Source organism: Streptomyces roseoverticillatus, assembly GCF_000719265.1.
Classification (GTDB): Bacteria; Actinomycetota; Actinomycetes; order Streptomycetales; family Streptomycetaceae; genus Streptomyces; species Streptomyces roseoverticillatus.
In genome coordinates, this window is sequence record NZ_JOFL01000005.1 from 141,718 (window position 1) to 154,812 (window position 13,095).

General features: G+C 72.0%; 13 protein-coding genes. 7 read left to right on the forward strand and 6 right to left on the reverse strand.

Translation table 11 applies throughout. The features are described 5' to 3' along the window. Positions 1 to 145: 145 nt before the first annotated feature. Positions 146 to 772: a uridine kinase family protein gene (locus IF61_RS0106975; protein WP_052392456.1), complete on the reverse strand. Its 627-nt coding sequence runs from the start codon at positions 770 to 772 to the stop codon at positions 146 to 148. Between the two features lie 188 nt (positions 773 to 960). On the opposite strand from IF61_RS0106975, the gene IF61_RS0106980 reads away from it, so the two are divergent. The 4 genes from IF61_RS0106980 (at position 961) to IF61_RS0106995 (ending at position 6,714) form a co-directional block, all read left to right on the forward strand. Next, positions 961 to 2,358 carry a peptidase C39 family protein gene (locus IF61_RS0106980; RefSeq protein ID WP_030365372.1) on the forward strand — a complete coding sequence of 466 codons (1,398 nt, stop codon included), beginning with the start codon at positions 961 to 963 and terminating at the stop codon, positions 2,356 to 2,358. 70 nt (positions 2,359 to 2,428) lie between these two features. Continuing rightward, positions 2,429 to 3,073 carry a GNAT family N-acetyltransferase gene (locus tag IF61_RS0106985; protein ID WP_052392457.1) on the forward strand — a complete coding sequence of 215 codons (645 nt, stop codon included), beginning with the start codon at positions 2,429 to 2,431 and terminating at the stop codon, positions 3,071 to 3,073. 237 nt (positions 3,074 to 3,310) lie between these two features. Beyond that, the gene (locus IF61_RS0106990) at positions 3,311 to 4,135 is read left to right on the forward strand and encodes an SAM-dependent methyltransferase (protein ID WP_030365374.1); all 825 of its coding nucleotides are present in this window, start codon (positions 3,311 to 3,313) and stop codon (positions 4,133 to 4,135) included. Positions 4,136 to 4,542: 407 nt separating this feature from the next. Next, the gene (locus tag IF61_RS0106995) at positions 4,543 to 6,714 is read left to right on the forward strand and encodes a putative bifunctional diguanylate cyclase/phosphodiesterase (RefSeq protein WP_030365375.1); all 2,172 of its coding nucleotides are present in this window, start codon (positions 4,543 to 4,545) and stop codon (positions 6,712 to 6,714) included. Here IF61_RS0106995 and IF61_RS0107000 read toward each other — a convergent pair. Further along, complete coding sequence (locus IF61_RS0107000) at positions 6,651 to 7,130, reverse strand: DUF779 domain-containing protein (RefSeq protein ID WP_078660012.1); 480 nt, start codon at positions 7,128 to 7,130, stop codon at positions 6,651 to 6,653. The genes IF61_RS0106995 and IF61_RS0107000 overlap by 64 nt on opposite strands. 212 nt (positions 7,131 to 7,342) lie before the next feature. On the opposite strand from IF61_RS0107000, the gene IF61_RS0107005 reads away from it, so the two are divergent. Both IF61_RS0107005 and IF61_RS0107010 read left to right on the forward strand, forming a co-directional pair. Then, positions 7,343 to 8,017 (forward strand): GGDEF domain-containing protein, encoded by a 675-nt coding sequence (locus IF61_RS0107005; protein WP_078660013.1) that lies wholly within the window; start codon positions 7,343 to 7,345, stop codon positions 8,015 to 8,017. 113 nt (positions 8,018 to 8,130) lie between these two features. Next, positions 8,131 to 9,675 (forward strand): outer membrane protein assembly factor BamB family protein, encoded by a 1,545-nt coding sequence (locus IF61_RS0107010; RefSeq protein WP_030365378.1) that lies wholly within the window; start codon positions 8,131 to 8,133, stop codon positions 9,673 to 9,675. 31 nt (positions 9,676 to 9,706) lie between these two features. Here IF61_RS0107010 and IF61_RS0107015 read toward each other — a convergent pair whose 3' ends face one another. Both IF61_RS0107015 and IF61_RS0107020 read right to left on the reverse strand, forming a co-directional pair. Beyond that, the gene (locus IF61_RS0107015) at positions 9,707 to 10,051 is read right to left on the reverse strand and encodes a branched-chain amino acid transporter permease (protein ID WP_030365379.1); all 345 of its coding nucleotides are present in this window, start codon (positions 10,049 to 10,051) and stop codon (positions 9,707 to 9,709) included. Beyond that, positions 10,044 to 10,790, reverse strand: a complete 747-nt coding sequence (locus IF61_RS0107020; protein ID WP_107042991.1) for an AzlC family ABC transporter permease — start codon at positions 10,788 to 10,790, stop codon at positions 10,044 to 10,046. The genes IF61_RS0107015 and IF61_RS0107020 overlap by 8 nt, the downstream gene beginning before the upstream one ends. 80 nt (positions 10,791 to 10,870) lie before the next feature. On the opposite strand from IF61_RS0107020, the gene IF61_RS0107025 reads away from it, so the two are divergent. After that, positions 10,871 to 11,311, forward strand: coding sequence for an Lrp/AsnC family transcriptional regulator (locus tag IF61_RS0107025; protein WP_030365381.1), 441 nt, complete (start codon positions 10,871 to 10,873; stop codon positions 11,309 to 11,311). A 7-nt stretch (positions 11,312 to 11,318) separates the two neighbouring features. Here IF61_RS0107025 and IF61_RS0107030 read toward each other — a convergent pair whose 3' ends face one another. Next, positions 11,319 to 11,768, reverse strand: a complete 450-nt coding sequence (locus tag IF61_RS0107030; RefSeq protein ID WP_078660014.1) for a GNAT family N-acetyltransferase — start codon at positions 11,766 to 11,768, stop codon at positions 11,319 to 11,321. After that, complete coding sequence (locus tag IF61_RS0107035; protein ID WP_052392459.1) at positions 11,768 to 12,535, reverse strand: 2OG-Fe dioxygenase family protein; 768 nt, start codon at positions 12,533 to 12,535, stop codon at positions 11,768 to 11,770. The genes IF61_RS0107030 and IF61_RS0107035 overlap by 1 nt, the downstream gene beginning before the upstream one ends. Between the last annotated feature and the right edge of the window lie 560 nt (positions 12,536 to 13,095).

The window sequence follows — 13,095 nt, forward strand, 5'->3', positions numbered from 1 at the left end:
TCGCGTCCGCGGGCGGCCTCCAGCGGCCGCACAATGAGAACGTAAGTCCTGTACGCCCCGTCGGTCAAGCGGAGTTGGCGTAAGTGCCGGGGATCCGGCCGGGATACCGGCCGGGCCGCCCGAAGTCGTTCACGGAGCGTGATGATCAGGGCCGTTCGGGGCCCGTTCGCGCCGTCCCGTGCGGCCCCGGCAGCACCTCGTATCCCCCTTCCCGCTGAAGAATCAGCAGTTCTGCGTACGGGCGCGTCGGATCGGCGGCGAAATGCTTGTGCTCCGCCCGCATCCAGCCGTCCCAGAAATCGGACAGCTCTGCGCCGTCACGGAGTTGACCCCTTTCCCAGGAGTGCTCAGGAGGCAACTCCATCCACAGCAGACATGCGAGGTGGGGGCGCAGCGCCCGGCGGCCCGCCCCGACGCCCTCCACGAGTACGACCGGCTCCGGCGCGGCCTCCCGTTCCCCGGCGAATCGCCGCGCCACCCAGTCGTACGCGCGAAAGCGCGCCGTCTCCCCGCGGGACAGGGGGACGAGTACCTGCTCGCGCAGCCGGTCCGTCCACGCGAACAGCTCCTCGTGCGTCGCGAAGTCGTCCAGATGCAGTACGGGCGCCCCGCCCAGCGCCGCCGCGAGCCGGCCGCTGAACGTGCTCTTCCCCGAGCCGGCGTGCCCGTCCACGGCCACCAGCCGTACGGGGCCCAGGGACGGAGGGAGCGTCAGCAGCCAGGGAGCGAGGTCGTCGAAGGAGGCGGGGCCGTGGGGGAGGGGAGCGCGCACCGGACCACCCTATGGCGGGACACGGGGGGAGTCGTGTTGACGGCGTGCCGGTCCGGGCGGCCCTCCAACGGCCCCATCCCCCCGGCACCCGGTATCGGGACCGGCCGTACGGGGAATCACTGGCACGCACCGGCGCGCGGCGGACCCGTGCGCGCGCCCCATCCGCAGACGACTGGGGGACCAGCGCCATGTCCAGCAGCATGCCCAGCAGACCCACGCCCCGCCGCTCCGTGCTCGCCGCCGCCCTGGGCGCCGCGGCGGCCACGTCCTTCGCGGCCGCCGCCTCTTCCCGCTCCCTCGCCTTCGCCTCCTCCGGAGCCGCGGCCCCCTCCCGAGCGGGCGCCGCGCCCGTCGACTACCACGCCTGGACCTCCCGCGGCGACTGGCAGCGGGGCACCGCCGACGGCACCCGCCCCGCAGGCGGCCGGCGTCCGGGCCTGGTCGTCGACCGCCCGGCCGGCACCCTGGAGCACACCGACCCGCACACCGGCGCCAAGGCCACCTGGGAGTACGCCACCTGGACGTCCCCGCTCCACGCCCCGCCCGCCCCCGCGAGCGAGGTCATCGCGTCCTGGAACGCCCACGCGCCCGCCGGCACCTGGCTCCAGACCGAGGTACGCGGCAGGTACACGGACGGCGCCCGCACCCCCTGGTACGTCATGGGCCGCTGGACGGCCGGCGACGCCTCCGGCGACATCCGCCGCACCTCCGTCGACGGCCAGGGCGACGGCCGCAGCAGCGTCTCCACCGACACGCTCGCCGTCGACAAGCCCGCCACCGGACTGCGCATCGACGCGTACGAACTGCGCCTGACCCTCTTCCGCAGGCCCGGCACCCGCCTCACCCCCACCGTGTGGCGGCTCGGCGTGATGGGCTCCGACATCCCCGACCGCTTCACCGTGCCCGCCTCCGCGCCGGGGTCCGGCGCCGGGCTCGAACTGCACGTGCCGCGCTACTCGCAGGAGATCCACAAGGGGCAGTACCCGGAGTACGACAACGGCGGCGAGGCGTGGTGCAGCCCGACCTCCTCGCAGATGGTCCTGGAGTACTGGGGCCGCAAGCCCACGGCCGCGGACCTCGCCTGGGTCAACCGCGACTATGCGGACCCGCAGGTCTGCCACGCCGCCCGCTTCACCTACGACCACCAGTACAAGGGGTGCGGCAACTGGCCCTTCAACGCGGCCTACGCGGCGACGTACCGCGACATGCAGGCGGTCATCACCCGGCTGCGCTCGCTCGGCGACGCCGAGAAGCTGATCCGCGCGCGGATCCCCGTCATCACCTCCCAGTCCTTCCTCGCCTCCGAGCTCGACGGCGCCGGCTACGGCACCGCCGGCCACCTGATGTGCGTCGTCGGCTTCACCGCGCAGGGCGACGTGGTCGCCAACGACCCGAACAGCCCCTCGAACGCCGCGGTCCGGCGGGTCTACAAGCGCCGGCAGTTCGAGAACATCTGGCTGCGGACCAAGCGCCACAACGCCCAGGGCGAGGTCAGGAGCGGTTCGGGCGGGGTCTGTTACCTCTACTTCCCGGCGGAGCCGGAGGAGCGGCAGCGCCGGGTGCTGCGGGAGCTGGGGATCCGCTGACGCGCAGAGTGCGCACCTCCGTACGATCGGCGCGAACAGACGTGTGTGTCGCCCCCGTACGGAAGGAACCATGACTGTGCATCAGACAACCGCAGCCGCCGTCGTACCGGAGATCCGCCGGGCCCGGCCGGAGGAGCGGGACGCGATCAGCCTGCTGCTCGGCGAGGCCTTCATGGAGGACCCGGTCAGCTGCTGGGTGTTCCCGGACGAGGGGCACCGGCGCGCCGTCCACCCCGGCTTCTTCGGGGTGTTCCTGGACGCGGCGCTGCGGGCGGGGTGGGTCGACGTGACGGACGACCTCTCGGCGGCGGCGCTGTGGATACCGGTGCGCGTGGAGGAGTCCGGCGGGGACGGCCACGGCGGTGCGGACGACGGCGGGATCGGCGAGCAGCTGGCGCAGGCGGCCCCCGGCAACGACCGGGCGCGGATCGTCGGCGAGCTGACGGGCGCGGCGCACCCCGGGGACCGCTCGCACTACTACCTGCCGAACATCGTCGCCGCGCCCGGGCGGCGCGGCGAGGGCCGGGGGCGCGCGCTCCTCGCGCCCGTCCTCGACCGGTGCGACCGCGAGGGCGTGCCCGCCTACCTGGAGGCGAGCAACGCCCGGAGCAAGGCGCTGTACGAGCGCCTCGGCTTCGCCTTCACCGGTACGCCCATCGACCTGCCGGACGGCGGGCCGCGGATGTGGCCCATGTGGCGCGAGCCGCGGGGCTGACGCGCGCGTCCGGCGGCTGTCCGGGGGCGCCCCGTCGCCCCCGGACAGCCGCCGGTGCGGGGCTGCATCGGTGCATATTTCCCCTCATGGGCATTTATTGGCATGATCGACGCCGTGCGGACGAGGGCGGATGACAGCTGCATGCGGATGGCTGATTTCCGCTTGACGCTTCCATTCGAACGAATGATCAGTAGCCTCTGCTCACAGGTCCCCGAGACGAGCTGGAGCAACAGACTGATGGAGCGCCCCACCTGGGTTCCCCCGGGCATCGACCCCTCCGTGCCGAGCGTGTCCCGGATCTACGACTACTACCTGGGCGGCTCGCACAACTTCGAGGTCGACCGGGAGGCCGCCCGGCGGGCCATGGAGGCCTATCCCGGGCTGCCGAAGATCATGCAGTCCAATCGGGCCTTCATGCGGCGCGCCGTCCGCCACGCCGTGCGCGAGGGCGTCACCCAGTTCCTCGACATCGGCTCGGGCATCCCGACCTTCGGCAACGTCCACGAGATCGCGCAGGCCGCGGACCCGCGCTCGCACGTCGTCTACGTCGACCACGACCCCGTGGCCGTCGCCCACGGCCGGGCCGTGCTGCAGGGCGACCCGCGCACCGCCGTCCTGCCCGCGGACCTCCGCAAGCCCCATGACATCCTGACCAGTGACGAGGTCGGCAGGCTCCTCGACCTGGACCGGCCGGTCGCACTGCTGCTCGTGGCCGTCCTCCACTTCGTGGAGGATCAGGACGACCCCTGGGCGGCGGTGGCCGAGCTGCGCGACGCGCTCGCGCCGGGGAGCCTGCTCGTCCTCACGCACGCGACGACCGACACCGGTCCGATCAAGCCGGAGGAGGGGCAGGGAGTGGAGGGCGTCTACCGCAACGTGGGCTCGCCGCTGCTCATGCGCACGCACCGGGACGTGGCACGCTTCTTCGACGGCTTCGAGCTGGCCGAGCCCGGGCTCGTGGCCATGCCGGACTGGCGGCCCGACCCGGCGGACGCCCCCGCAGCGGCGGACGAGGACCCCGCCATGTACGTCGGCTTCGCGGGCGTGGGGCGCAAACCATGACCTCGACGCCGCACGGCGGGAAGCCGAGCGGATCCGGAGACGGAACACCGGGTTCGATTACCGGCGGTCCCACCCGGGCAGAAGTCACAGGGCCTCACAGGGGGAGTGAGGCCGGAACCGACGGTACAAGCGGAACCAGAAACGGAATCAGAAGCGGAAGCGGAACCGAGGTCGGGGTGGGGATCGGGAGTTCGGACGTGGTTCCGGGCACGAGGCGGCCGGGGGCGCGTAACGCCCACGCACACATGGCGCGGGACACGGAGTCGCCACCGGAACCGACCGGCCCGGCCGGGGCCGTTCCCCGGGGCTCCGGGCCGGCAGGCCCCGCGGGCTCGGAGCGCGCCGGACGCGCAGGGGCGGCGCGGACCGCGGCCCCGGCCTCCGGGCCGGCAGGCTCTGATGCGGCCGTGCCCGCCGGTGCCGGTGGCGCCGCGCCCGCCGCCGTCGTCCCCCCGCCGGGAGGCGACGCCGCACTGCGCCGCTTCGCCGCCGTCTGGAGCCGGGCCGTCTACCCGGCGACGGCCACTTCCATGACCCGCGCCGAGTTCGAGGAGCACCTCGTCCCGCTCGCCGGCCGGCTCCGCGCCACACTGCGCTCGGAGCCCTTCGACCCGGCCCCCGCCGCCGAGGTCGGCGCCGCGATCGTCCGCGCGCACTGCACCGAACCCGACGCCCTCTCCCCGCTCCTGGGCGCCATCGACGCGTACCTCCTGCTCTACTGCCCGCCGGGCCGCCACCTGACGGACGAGGAGGCCCGGGCCCGCTGCGCCCGCCTGCAGCACACCGTCGCCGCCGGCTTCGCCGGCGCGCTGCGCGAGCGGACCCTCGCCGAGCAGGAGGCCCTCTCCCGCGCCGCCCTCGCCGCGCAGGCCGAGACCGAGCGGGCGCTGCACACCAGCGAGGAGCGCTTCCGCGCCGTGTTCGAGGGCGCGGCCATAGGGGTCGGCATCGCGGACGTCGAGGGCCGCATCATGGACGTCAACGAGGCGCTCAGCCGGATGTTCGGCACCCGCCCCGCCGAGGTCACCGGCCGCAACGTGGGCGAGATGGTCCACCCCGACGACTCGCCCGACGTGTGGGGCCTCTACAGCGAGCTCGTCCGCGGCGAGCGCGACTACTACCGCGTCGAGAAGGCCTACTACCGCGGCGACGGCAGCGTCCTGTGGACCGACCTGTCCGTCGCGCTCCTGCGCGACGCCCACGGCCGCCCCCAGTACCAGCTGGCCCTCATGGAGGACATCACCGAACGCCGCCTGCTGCACGAGCAGCTGCGGTACGAGGCCACGCACGACGCCCTCACCGGCCTGCCCAACCGCACCATGTTCTTCGAGCGCCTCGACCGCGCCCTCGCCCCCGGCGGCGACCGCTTCGGCGTCTGCTACCTCGACCTCGACGGCTTCAAGGCCGTCAACGACAGCCTGGGCCACGCCGTGGGCGACCGGCTGCTCGTCGCCGTCGCCGAGCGGCTGCGCACCTGCACCGGCGCCCCCGCGGAGCTCGTCGCCCGCCTCGGCGGCGACGAGTTCGTGGCCCTGCTCACCGGCCCCGCCGCGCAGAGCGACGCCACCGCCCTCGCCCGCCGCATGCTGGCCGCCCTCGCCGAACCCGTCCGCCTCGACGGCCGGGACCTGTCCGTACGGGCCAGCATCGGCATCGTGGACGGCGCGGCCGGCGAGTGCGGCCCCGCGGAGGTGCTCCGCAGCGCCGACATCACCATGTACCGCGCCAAGGCCGCGGGCGGGAACCGCTACGAACTGGCCGACGCCGACTCCGACGCCCGCGTCATCGCCCGGCACAGCCTCACCAACTGCCTGCCGGCGGCGCTCGACAACGGCGAGTTCTTCATCGAGTACCAGCCGCTCGTCCGGCTCCACGACGGCACGGTGCGCGGCGCCGAGGCGCTCGTGCGCTGGCTGCACCCCGTCCACGGCGTGCTGGGCCCCGACCAGTTCATCCCCCTCGCCGAGAGCACCGGGCTCATCGTGCCCCTCGGCCGCTGGGTGCTGCAGGAGGCCGCGCGGCAGGCCCGCGCCTGGCGCGCCGAGGGCACCTGCGAGGGCCCCCTGCGCGTCAACGTCAACCTCTCGCCGTCACAGCTGCGCCACCCCGCCCTCGTCGCCGACACCGTCGCCGTCCTCGACAGCTGCGGCCTGGACCCGTCGGCCCTGTGCCTGGAGGTCACCGAGAACGCCCTCATCGGCGCCGACGAGGAGGAGCTGCGGCCGCTGCGCCAGCTCGCCGACCTGGGCGTGGACATCGCCCTCGACGACTTCGGCACCGGCTACTCCAACCTCTCCTACCTGCGCCGGCTGCCCGTCAGCACGCTCAAGCTGGACCGCTCCTTCACCCGCGGCATGCAGCGCGCGCCCGCGGACCCGGTCGACGTGAAGATCGTCGAGGGAATCGTCTCGCTCGCCCACACCCTCGACCTGTCGGTGACGGTCGAAGGCGTGGAGACGGGCACGCAGGCGGAGCACCTGCGGGTGCTCGGCTGCGACACGGCGCAGGGCTGGTACTACGCGCGGCCGGGCCCGCCGGAGCGGCTGCACACGCTGTCGCTGGTGGACGCGGCGTCCTGACGCGCAGGACCGCGGGCGCCCGCGCCCTCGCCGAGGAGCCGCGCCTCGTCGTCCGTCAGCAGCCGTGACCGCAGCAGGAAGCGCAGCCCCTCCGGCGCCTCCAGGGAGAAGCCGCTGCCGCGGCCGGGCACCACGTCCACGGTGAGGTGCGTGTGGCGCCAGCGCTCGAACTGGTCCGCGGACATCCAGAAGCCGACCGGCTCCGCGACGCCCTCCGCCACCAGCTCCGCGAGGAGCACGTCCGAGGCGCCCGTACGGAATTCGCCCGCGGGGTAGCACATCGGCGAACTGCCGTCGCAGCAGCCGCCGGACTGATGGAACATCAGGGGGCCGTGGCGCTCGCGGAGGAGGCGCAGGAGGCGCGCGGCGCCGGGGGTGAGGGCGACGCGTGAGACGCGGGTCGGCTGCGGGCTCACGGTGGATCTCCTTCCCGTAGGACGACACGGACTGCGACTGCACAGCCTGCCGGGGACGGCAGTCACCCGCCAGAGGCGAACCGGGGGAAACGGGGGATCTCCAGCATGACCGGACCCACCCACCGGCCCGCTCGCGCCCCACCGCGACGGCGTTGCTGACGTCCACGGCGAGGGAAGCGACGGGCCGCCACTTACGTTCCGGAAGGTGCCCGATGAACCTCCTGCTCCAGGCCTTACCGATAGCCGCCCCGACGCTCGGATGGGCCGCCCACGCCCTCGTCCTCGCCCGCCGTCTGCGCACCGCCCGCACCGACCCGCTCACCGGCCTCATGCGCCGTGAGGAGTTCACCCACCGGGCGCAGCGGGCCGTGAAGCGGCCGCACGCCGCCGTCCTGCTGCTCGACCTCAACGGCTTCAAGCAGATCAACGACACGCACGGGCACGCCGTCGGCGACCAGGTCATCGCGGCCGTCGGCCGGCGCCTGTCCGTCTGGTGCCGGGAACGGGGCGGGTTCGCGGCGCGGCTGGGCGGTGACGAGTTCACCGCCGTGGTGCGCCTCGCGCCGGACGCCGACCTGGACTCGGAGCTGACGTACAGCCTCTCCGCGCGCCTCTCGGCGCCCCTGGAGACCGGCAGCGTCACGCTCTCCCCGCGCGCCTCCATCGGCGTCTGCCGCACCAGCCACCGGCCCGGTGCGGAGCTGCCGGACCTGCTGCGGGGCGCGGACGAAGCGATGTACACCGCCAAACGCCTCGGCCAGCACTGGCGCCCCGCCGGGCCCGTGGACGTCTACCGCACCACCAACGGCCGCCGCGAAGGCCGCGCGGGCACCCGCCCCGGCGCGCACCTGACGCTGCTCGCGCCGATGCGCAGGAACGCGTCGTAGGCGGCCCGGCCTCCACCGCACCCGGCGCCCGCACCCCGCCCGGCGGGCCGCCGGGAAACCCGACTTGGTATGACTGTTCCTTTATTGGTGGAGAAAAGGAGATCCGAAGCCGGATGGACGAGCCTCCGAAGCAGAAGGACATGAGCGCGGACACGAGCGCGGACTCGGGTACGGGCAGGGGCGCGGGCACGAGCACGGGTGCGGACGACTTCGTCATTGCGCCGCCAGTTCCGCCGGTGCCGCAGATACCGGCGGTACCACGGATGCCGGCGGCACCGCCGGTGCCGATGGGCGCACCGCCACCCCTGCCCCCCGCCTCCCCGAGGCGCACGGGACGGATCGTCCTCGCGGTGGCGCTCGTGGTGCTCCTCGTCGCGTCGCTGGGCGCGGGCGTCTGGATGTTCACGGCCTCCAAGAAGGCGGTGCGCGCCGGCGGGAGCCGGAGCATGTCGTGGAGCCTGCCGTACACCCGGTCCGGGCTCGAACACCCCAGGATGATCCGTGGCTTGTGGTTCACCGACGAGGCCGTGGTCAAGGCGCTCCCGGACCGTGTCGTCGGGCTCGACCCGAAGCGCGGCAAGCAGCTGTGGGAGGCCCCCACGCCGGGTCCGGGCAGCGTCATGTGCCAGGCGTCGACCGACTCGACGGGGAACGTCGCGGTCCTGGCCCGCGGTTCGGGGGAGGAGTGCCACACCTTCTACGCCGTCGACCTGACCTCCGGCAAGACCCTCTGGGAGCACTCCCTCGAACCCGACGAGTGGGCACCCGACAACACGCCCCGGATCGCCCGCAGCGGTGACGTGGTGGTCGTCTCAGCCAACAGCAGGCTCACCACGGCGTTCCGCGTGAGCGACGGCAAGCAGCTGTGGAAGGACGGCGACAAGGGCCTGTACGAGGGCGCTGACGACAAGGACACCTGCCGGGGCCAGGGTCACACCGGCGGCAAGCAGCTGGTCCGCATCCGGCGCTGCCTCGTCGGAAGTGCCGACACGGCCTCGTACGCGGAGGCCGTCGACCCCGCGACGGGCCGCGCGAAGTGGCGTCACCGGCTGGGCGAGCACGGCACGAGCGGCCAGATCCTCGCCACCTCGCCGATCGTCGTCGACGACCCCGGCAAGCCCTACGCGAGCACGCGCCTGACCGTCCTCGGGGACGACGGAGCCGTCCGCACCCGCCTCGAAGGCGACGCCAAGCGCCGCTTCGCCCTCTCGGGGAGCGACGGCAGCGCGCCCGCCTCCGACGTCCAGGTCAAGGGCGACAAGCTGGTCATGACCCTGGACGCGGAGGAGGACGACTCTGACGACAACAACCGCATGGCGGCCTGGTCCCTGACCACCGGAAAGCGCCTGTGGGAGAAGCGGGCCGCCGGATACCTGCAGACGTTCCACCTGGTGGCCTCGGAGTCGGACGACATCCTCGCCTACGCCGCGGGCAACATCCACGACGCGGCCACCCTGGTGCGCTTCGACGCGGACACCGGCGCCCGGACCGTGGTCCGCCGCTACCGCCCCACCCCCTCGACGGCCTGGATCGGCTCCGACCCGTACCCCGTCACCCACGGTCGCACGCTCTACCTCTCGGCCGGCTACGTGACGGAGGAGCCGGGAACCGGCATCAAGCCCCGGCAGAAGTCCCTGATCGCCCTCCCCGCTTCCTGAACTCCGGGCGGCCGGGCCGGACTCCGGGCGGTCAGGCGGGGAAGACCAGGTTCACCAGCAGCACGTAGACCGCGGTCCCGCCGATGATGCTGAGGACCAGATTGCGCTTCCACAGGTGCAGGCCCGCGGTCGCCAGGAGGCCCAGCGCCTCGGGAGTGCCGTGCGGCGCACTGGTCAGGGAGACGTCGCGCAGGCTGTACGTGACCAGGATGACCAGGATGCCGACGGGCATGTACCGGTTGAGGAAGTCGATGACGTCGGCCACCAGGGCGGAGCTGCGCAGCGTCTTCAGGACGGCGAAGGGCAGCGCGCGCAGCATGAAGGTGACCGCGAGCATCGTCGCCAGGGCGGCGATCATGTGGATGGCGCTAGGCACGGGACTGCTCCTTCCCCCGGTGCATCAGGTAGCGGACGACCAGGGTGGCCGCGAACAGGCTCATGGCGACGACGAGCATCTGACCGGGCGCGACGGCCAGGGCGAGCAGGGCGCAGCCCAGGGCCAGGAGCGGCGAGGGGATGTCGCGCCCGGCGCGGAAGGTGTCGATGGCGAGGGCCGTGAACAGGGCGGCCATGCAGAATTCGAGACCGGCCAGGTCGAGGGAGATCAGGGCGCCGAAAAGGGCGCCGGTGATGCCGCCGAGCACCCAGTAGGACTGCAGGAGGACCTGGATCCACAGGATGCGCCCGCTGGTCAGCGATTCGGCCGGCCGGGTGGCGGTCAGGGCGTAGGCCTCGTCGGTCAGTGCGTACATGCTGTAGGTCTTCGCGGCCTTTCCCCTGACGCGGTGCAGGGGGAAGGCCGGGCCGTAGAAGACGTGCCGGAAATTCACCAGGAACGCGGTGACGGCCAGCTGCGGCAGCGACGTCATGGAAAGGATGAGGGCGAGGGCGGGGAACTCCAGCGATGCGGAGTAGATCATCAGGGAGAACACCGGGGCCCACCACCATTCGAGCCCGGACTGGATGACCAGCAGGCCGAAGGCGAAGCCGAGCGGGACCATGCCGATTCCCACGGAAATGGTGTCTCTCAGTGCGCCGGCGAGATTCCCCGTCCCCTCGTCCGGGGCCGCGTTGCCGGTGTGCACCTGCCGTATGTCAGGCGACGTCGTGTCCATGCGGGCAATATTAGTGCGGATCGGGCGCAGTTTGATTGCCAACTCTTGCTGTCAGGTGATGCGTTGGGCATGATTCCTGCATGGACGATCTGGATCGCGCAATCATCATGCACCTGCAGCAGGACGGTCGCCTGACACACAGCCAACTCGCGGAGCGGATCGGCCTGACCCCTTCCCCGGTGCTGCGACGGGTCAAGCGGCTGGAGCAGGACGGTGTGATCACCGGCTACCGGGCGCGCATCGACCCCGTCGCCGCGGGCCGGAGCTTCGAGGTGATGGTCACCGCGGAGCTCCGGGTCAACAACCGGGAGAACGTCGAGGCGTTCGAGGAGCGGGTGGCCTCCTTCGATGAGGTCGTCGAGTGCCGGCGCCTCTTCGGGCTGCCCGACTACCTCATCTGGGTCGCCGTCGCCGACCTGGAGTCCTTCGAGCGCTTCCTGACGGCGAAGCTGATGGACCTGCCGGCCGTCGCCCGGGTCAGCTCCCACTTCACCATGCGCGTGGTGAAGCCCCGCGCGTAGGCGCCGGCTACAGGTCGCGCTCCAGCGTGCTCTCGCCCGCGGTGGGCGAGAAGCCCGAGGCGGACCACAGCCGCACCGCGGCCTCGTTGTCGTCGTGGACGAAGAGGAAGACCCTGCGCACCCCGCGCTCGCGGAACGCCGAGAGCGTGTCCGCGACCAGCTTCCGGGCGAGCTGCGAGCGGCGGTGCTCGGGGGCGACCACGGCGTGGCTGATCGTGCCGCGCACGCCGAAGCTGCCCGCGATGACGGCGGCGACGACGCGGCCCGCGGTGTCCCGCATCACCCGGCAGATGTCGGAGGCCTGGGCCAGGTGCTGCCCGAGCAGGCGGTCGTCCTCCCACTCGCAGTAGGCAGTCTGCGGTGCCGCGCGCAGCAGGCCGATGACATCCGGGATGTCACCGGTCGTCATCGGGTGCGAGGCCGTTTCGACGGTCTCGCGCACTGCCGTGGCGCTCATCAGACCACGGTCTCGTAGGGCGAGCCGGGCAGCGAGAAGGAGATGGCGAGCACGTCCCGCTGTCCCTGCCGGTCGCTCGGTGCGCTGATCGGCGTGACGTGGTGCTTCATCTTCCGGTCCTCGAAGATCAGCGTGTCCAGCGGGTCGAGGAAGGTGGCCTTCGCCAGCGGCTCCTCCTCCCAGGTGAAGACGGTGCTCTCGCCGCCGTCGATGTCGATACGGCCGATCAGGTGCAGGCCGGCGAAGGGGTAGCCGTCCGAGTGGATGCCCTCGGGCACGACCTCGTAGGTCTTGCCGGCGTTGACCACGATGCGGATCTGGTGGATCTGGCAGATCCATTTCCGCGAGCGGTACTCCTCCTCGATCGGCAGGCTGTCGAAGTCGTACTCCACCAGCGCCTTGAAGAGCGGGTTCCGGGCGATGGCGGGCTCGACGTCGCCGAAGTGGCGCTCCAGGCCGCCGACGAACGCGTTCATCTCCTCGCTCTGCAGGTACGCGACGTGGCTGCGCGGGGTCAATTCCCCGGTGGCGGGCACGTAATCGAAGTCGCTGTAGCGGCGGGTGCGGGTGGCGAGCTCGCCGCCGCCGAAGTGCGGGTCGATGTCCAGCCGGTCCCACGACGCCGCCATCTCGGCGAAGGCTCCGGAGAGCTCGCCGGACAGCCGGAGCTTTCCGGCGGGAATCAGTGCGTACCGCTGCTCGCGCAGTTCTTCGCGGCAGTCGACACCGATCCGCGCAATGGACTCGGGAACGCTGCTATTCGACATGACAGTCCTCCCCCGGCGTTGCCCCGCCGGTGGTCATTGAGGGATTCCCTCTCCTGCATGGGCAAGATCACGGTAGGGGCGGGCCCTCGGACGCCAACAAGATCGTGTCCGTATATTGAGACATGAGGAAAGTGGAATAAACGCGGATGTCCCTTTATGTCCACCGGCGTTTGTGACACTGTATTGGCCGGAGTGGCTTGGATCACATGCGCTGAAGAATCGGTTCCGCTTTCGTATCGCGAAAAATTCCGGGCGGTGCCGGAGTGTTAAGTACTGGGCAAACGCCGCACTGCTGATCCCTTGACAGTGCTGAACCGCTGTCGATACGTTCGCTGGGGAGCGAGGGAATTCACCCCCAACGGGGCGCAATAGTGCGCAGGGTATGGGGCCTCGCCGCCGTCGCTGTACGGGGGAATCTTTTCTTCTGCCGGTCCGGGCTGCCCGTTCTATGGCCCGGAGTCCCGGCCTTTCCCCTTCTGTTCGTCTGCCCGGGTGGTGCAAGAGCCCGGGAGAGTTCCATTGTTCGTGAACAGCGCACAGGTATGCCGAGGGGGAATTTA

Excerpts from the sequence above, each read along its gene's own strand:
- IF61_RS0106980 (WP_030365372.1), top strand. The coding sequence starts at position 961 with ATGTCCAGCAGCATGCCCAGCAGACCCACGCCCCGCCGCTCCGTGCTC.
- IF61_RS0106985 (WP_052392457.1), top strand. The coding sequence starts at position 2,429 with ATGACTGTGCATCAGACAACCGCAGCCGCCGTCGTACCGGAGATCCGC.
- IF61_RS0106990 (WP_030365374.1), top strand. The coding sequence starts at position 3,311 with ATGGAGCGCCCCACCTGGGTTCCCCCGGGCATCGACCCCTCCGTGCCG.
- IF61_RS0107005 (WP_078660013.1), top strand. The coding sequence starts at position 7,343 with ATGAACCTCCTGCTCCAGGCCTTACCGATAGCCGCCCCGACGCTCGGA.
- IF61_RS0107010 (WP_030365378.1), top strand. The coding sequence starts at position 8,131 with ATGGACGAGCCTCCGAAGCAGAAGGACATGAGCGCGGACACGAGCGCG.
- IF61_RS0107020 (WP_107042991.1), bottom strand. The coding sequence starts at position 10,790 with ATGGACACGACGTCGCCTGACATACGGCAGGTGCACACCGGCAACGCG.
- IF61_RS0107025 (WP_030365381.1), top strand. The coding sequence starts at position 10,871 with ATGGACGATCTGGATCGCGCAATCATCATGCACCTGCAGCAGGACGGT.
- IF61_RS0107030 (WP_078660014.1), bottom strand. The coding sequence starts at position 11,768 with ATGAGCGCCACGGCAGTGCGCGAGACCGTCGAAACGGCCTCGCACCCG.
- IF61_RS0107035 (WP_052392459.1), bottom strand. The coding sequence starts at position 12,535 with ATGTCGAATAGCAGCGTTCCCGAGTCCATTGCGCGGATCGGTGTCGAC.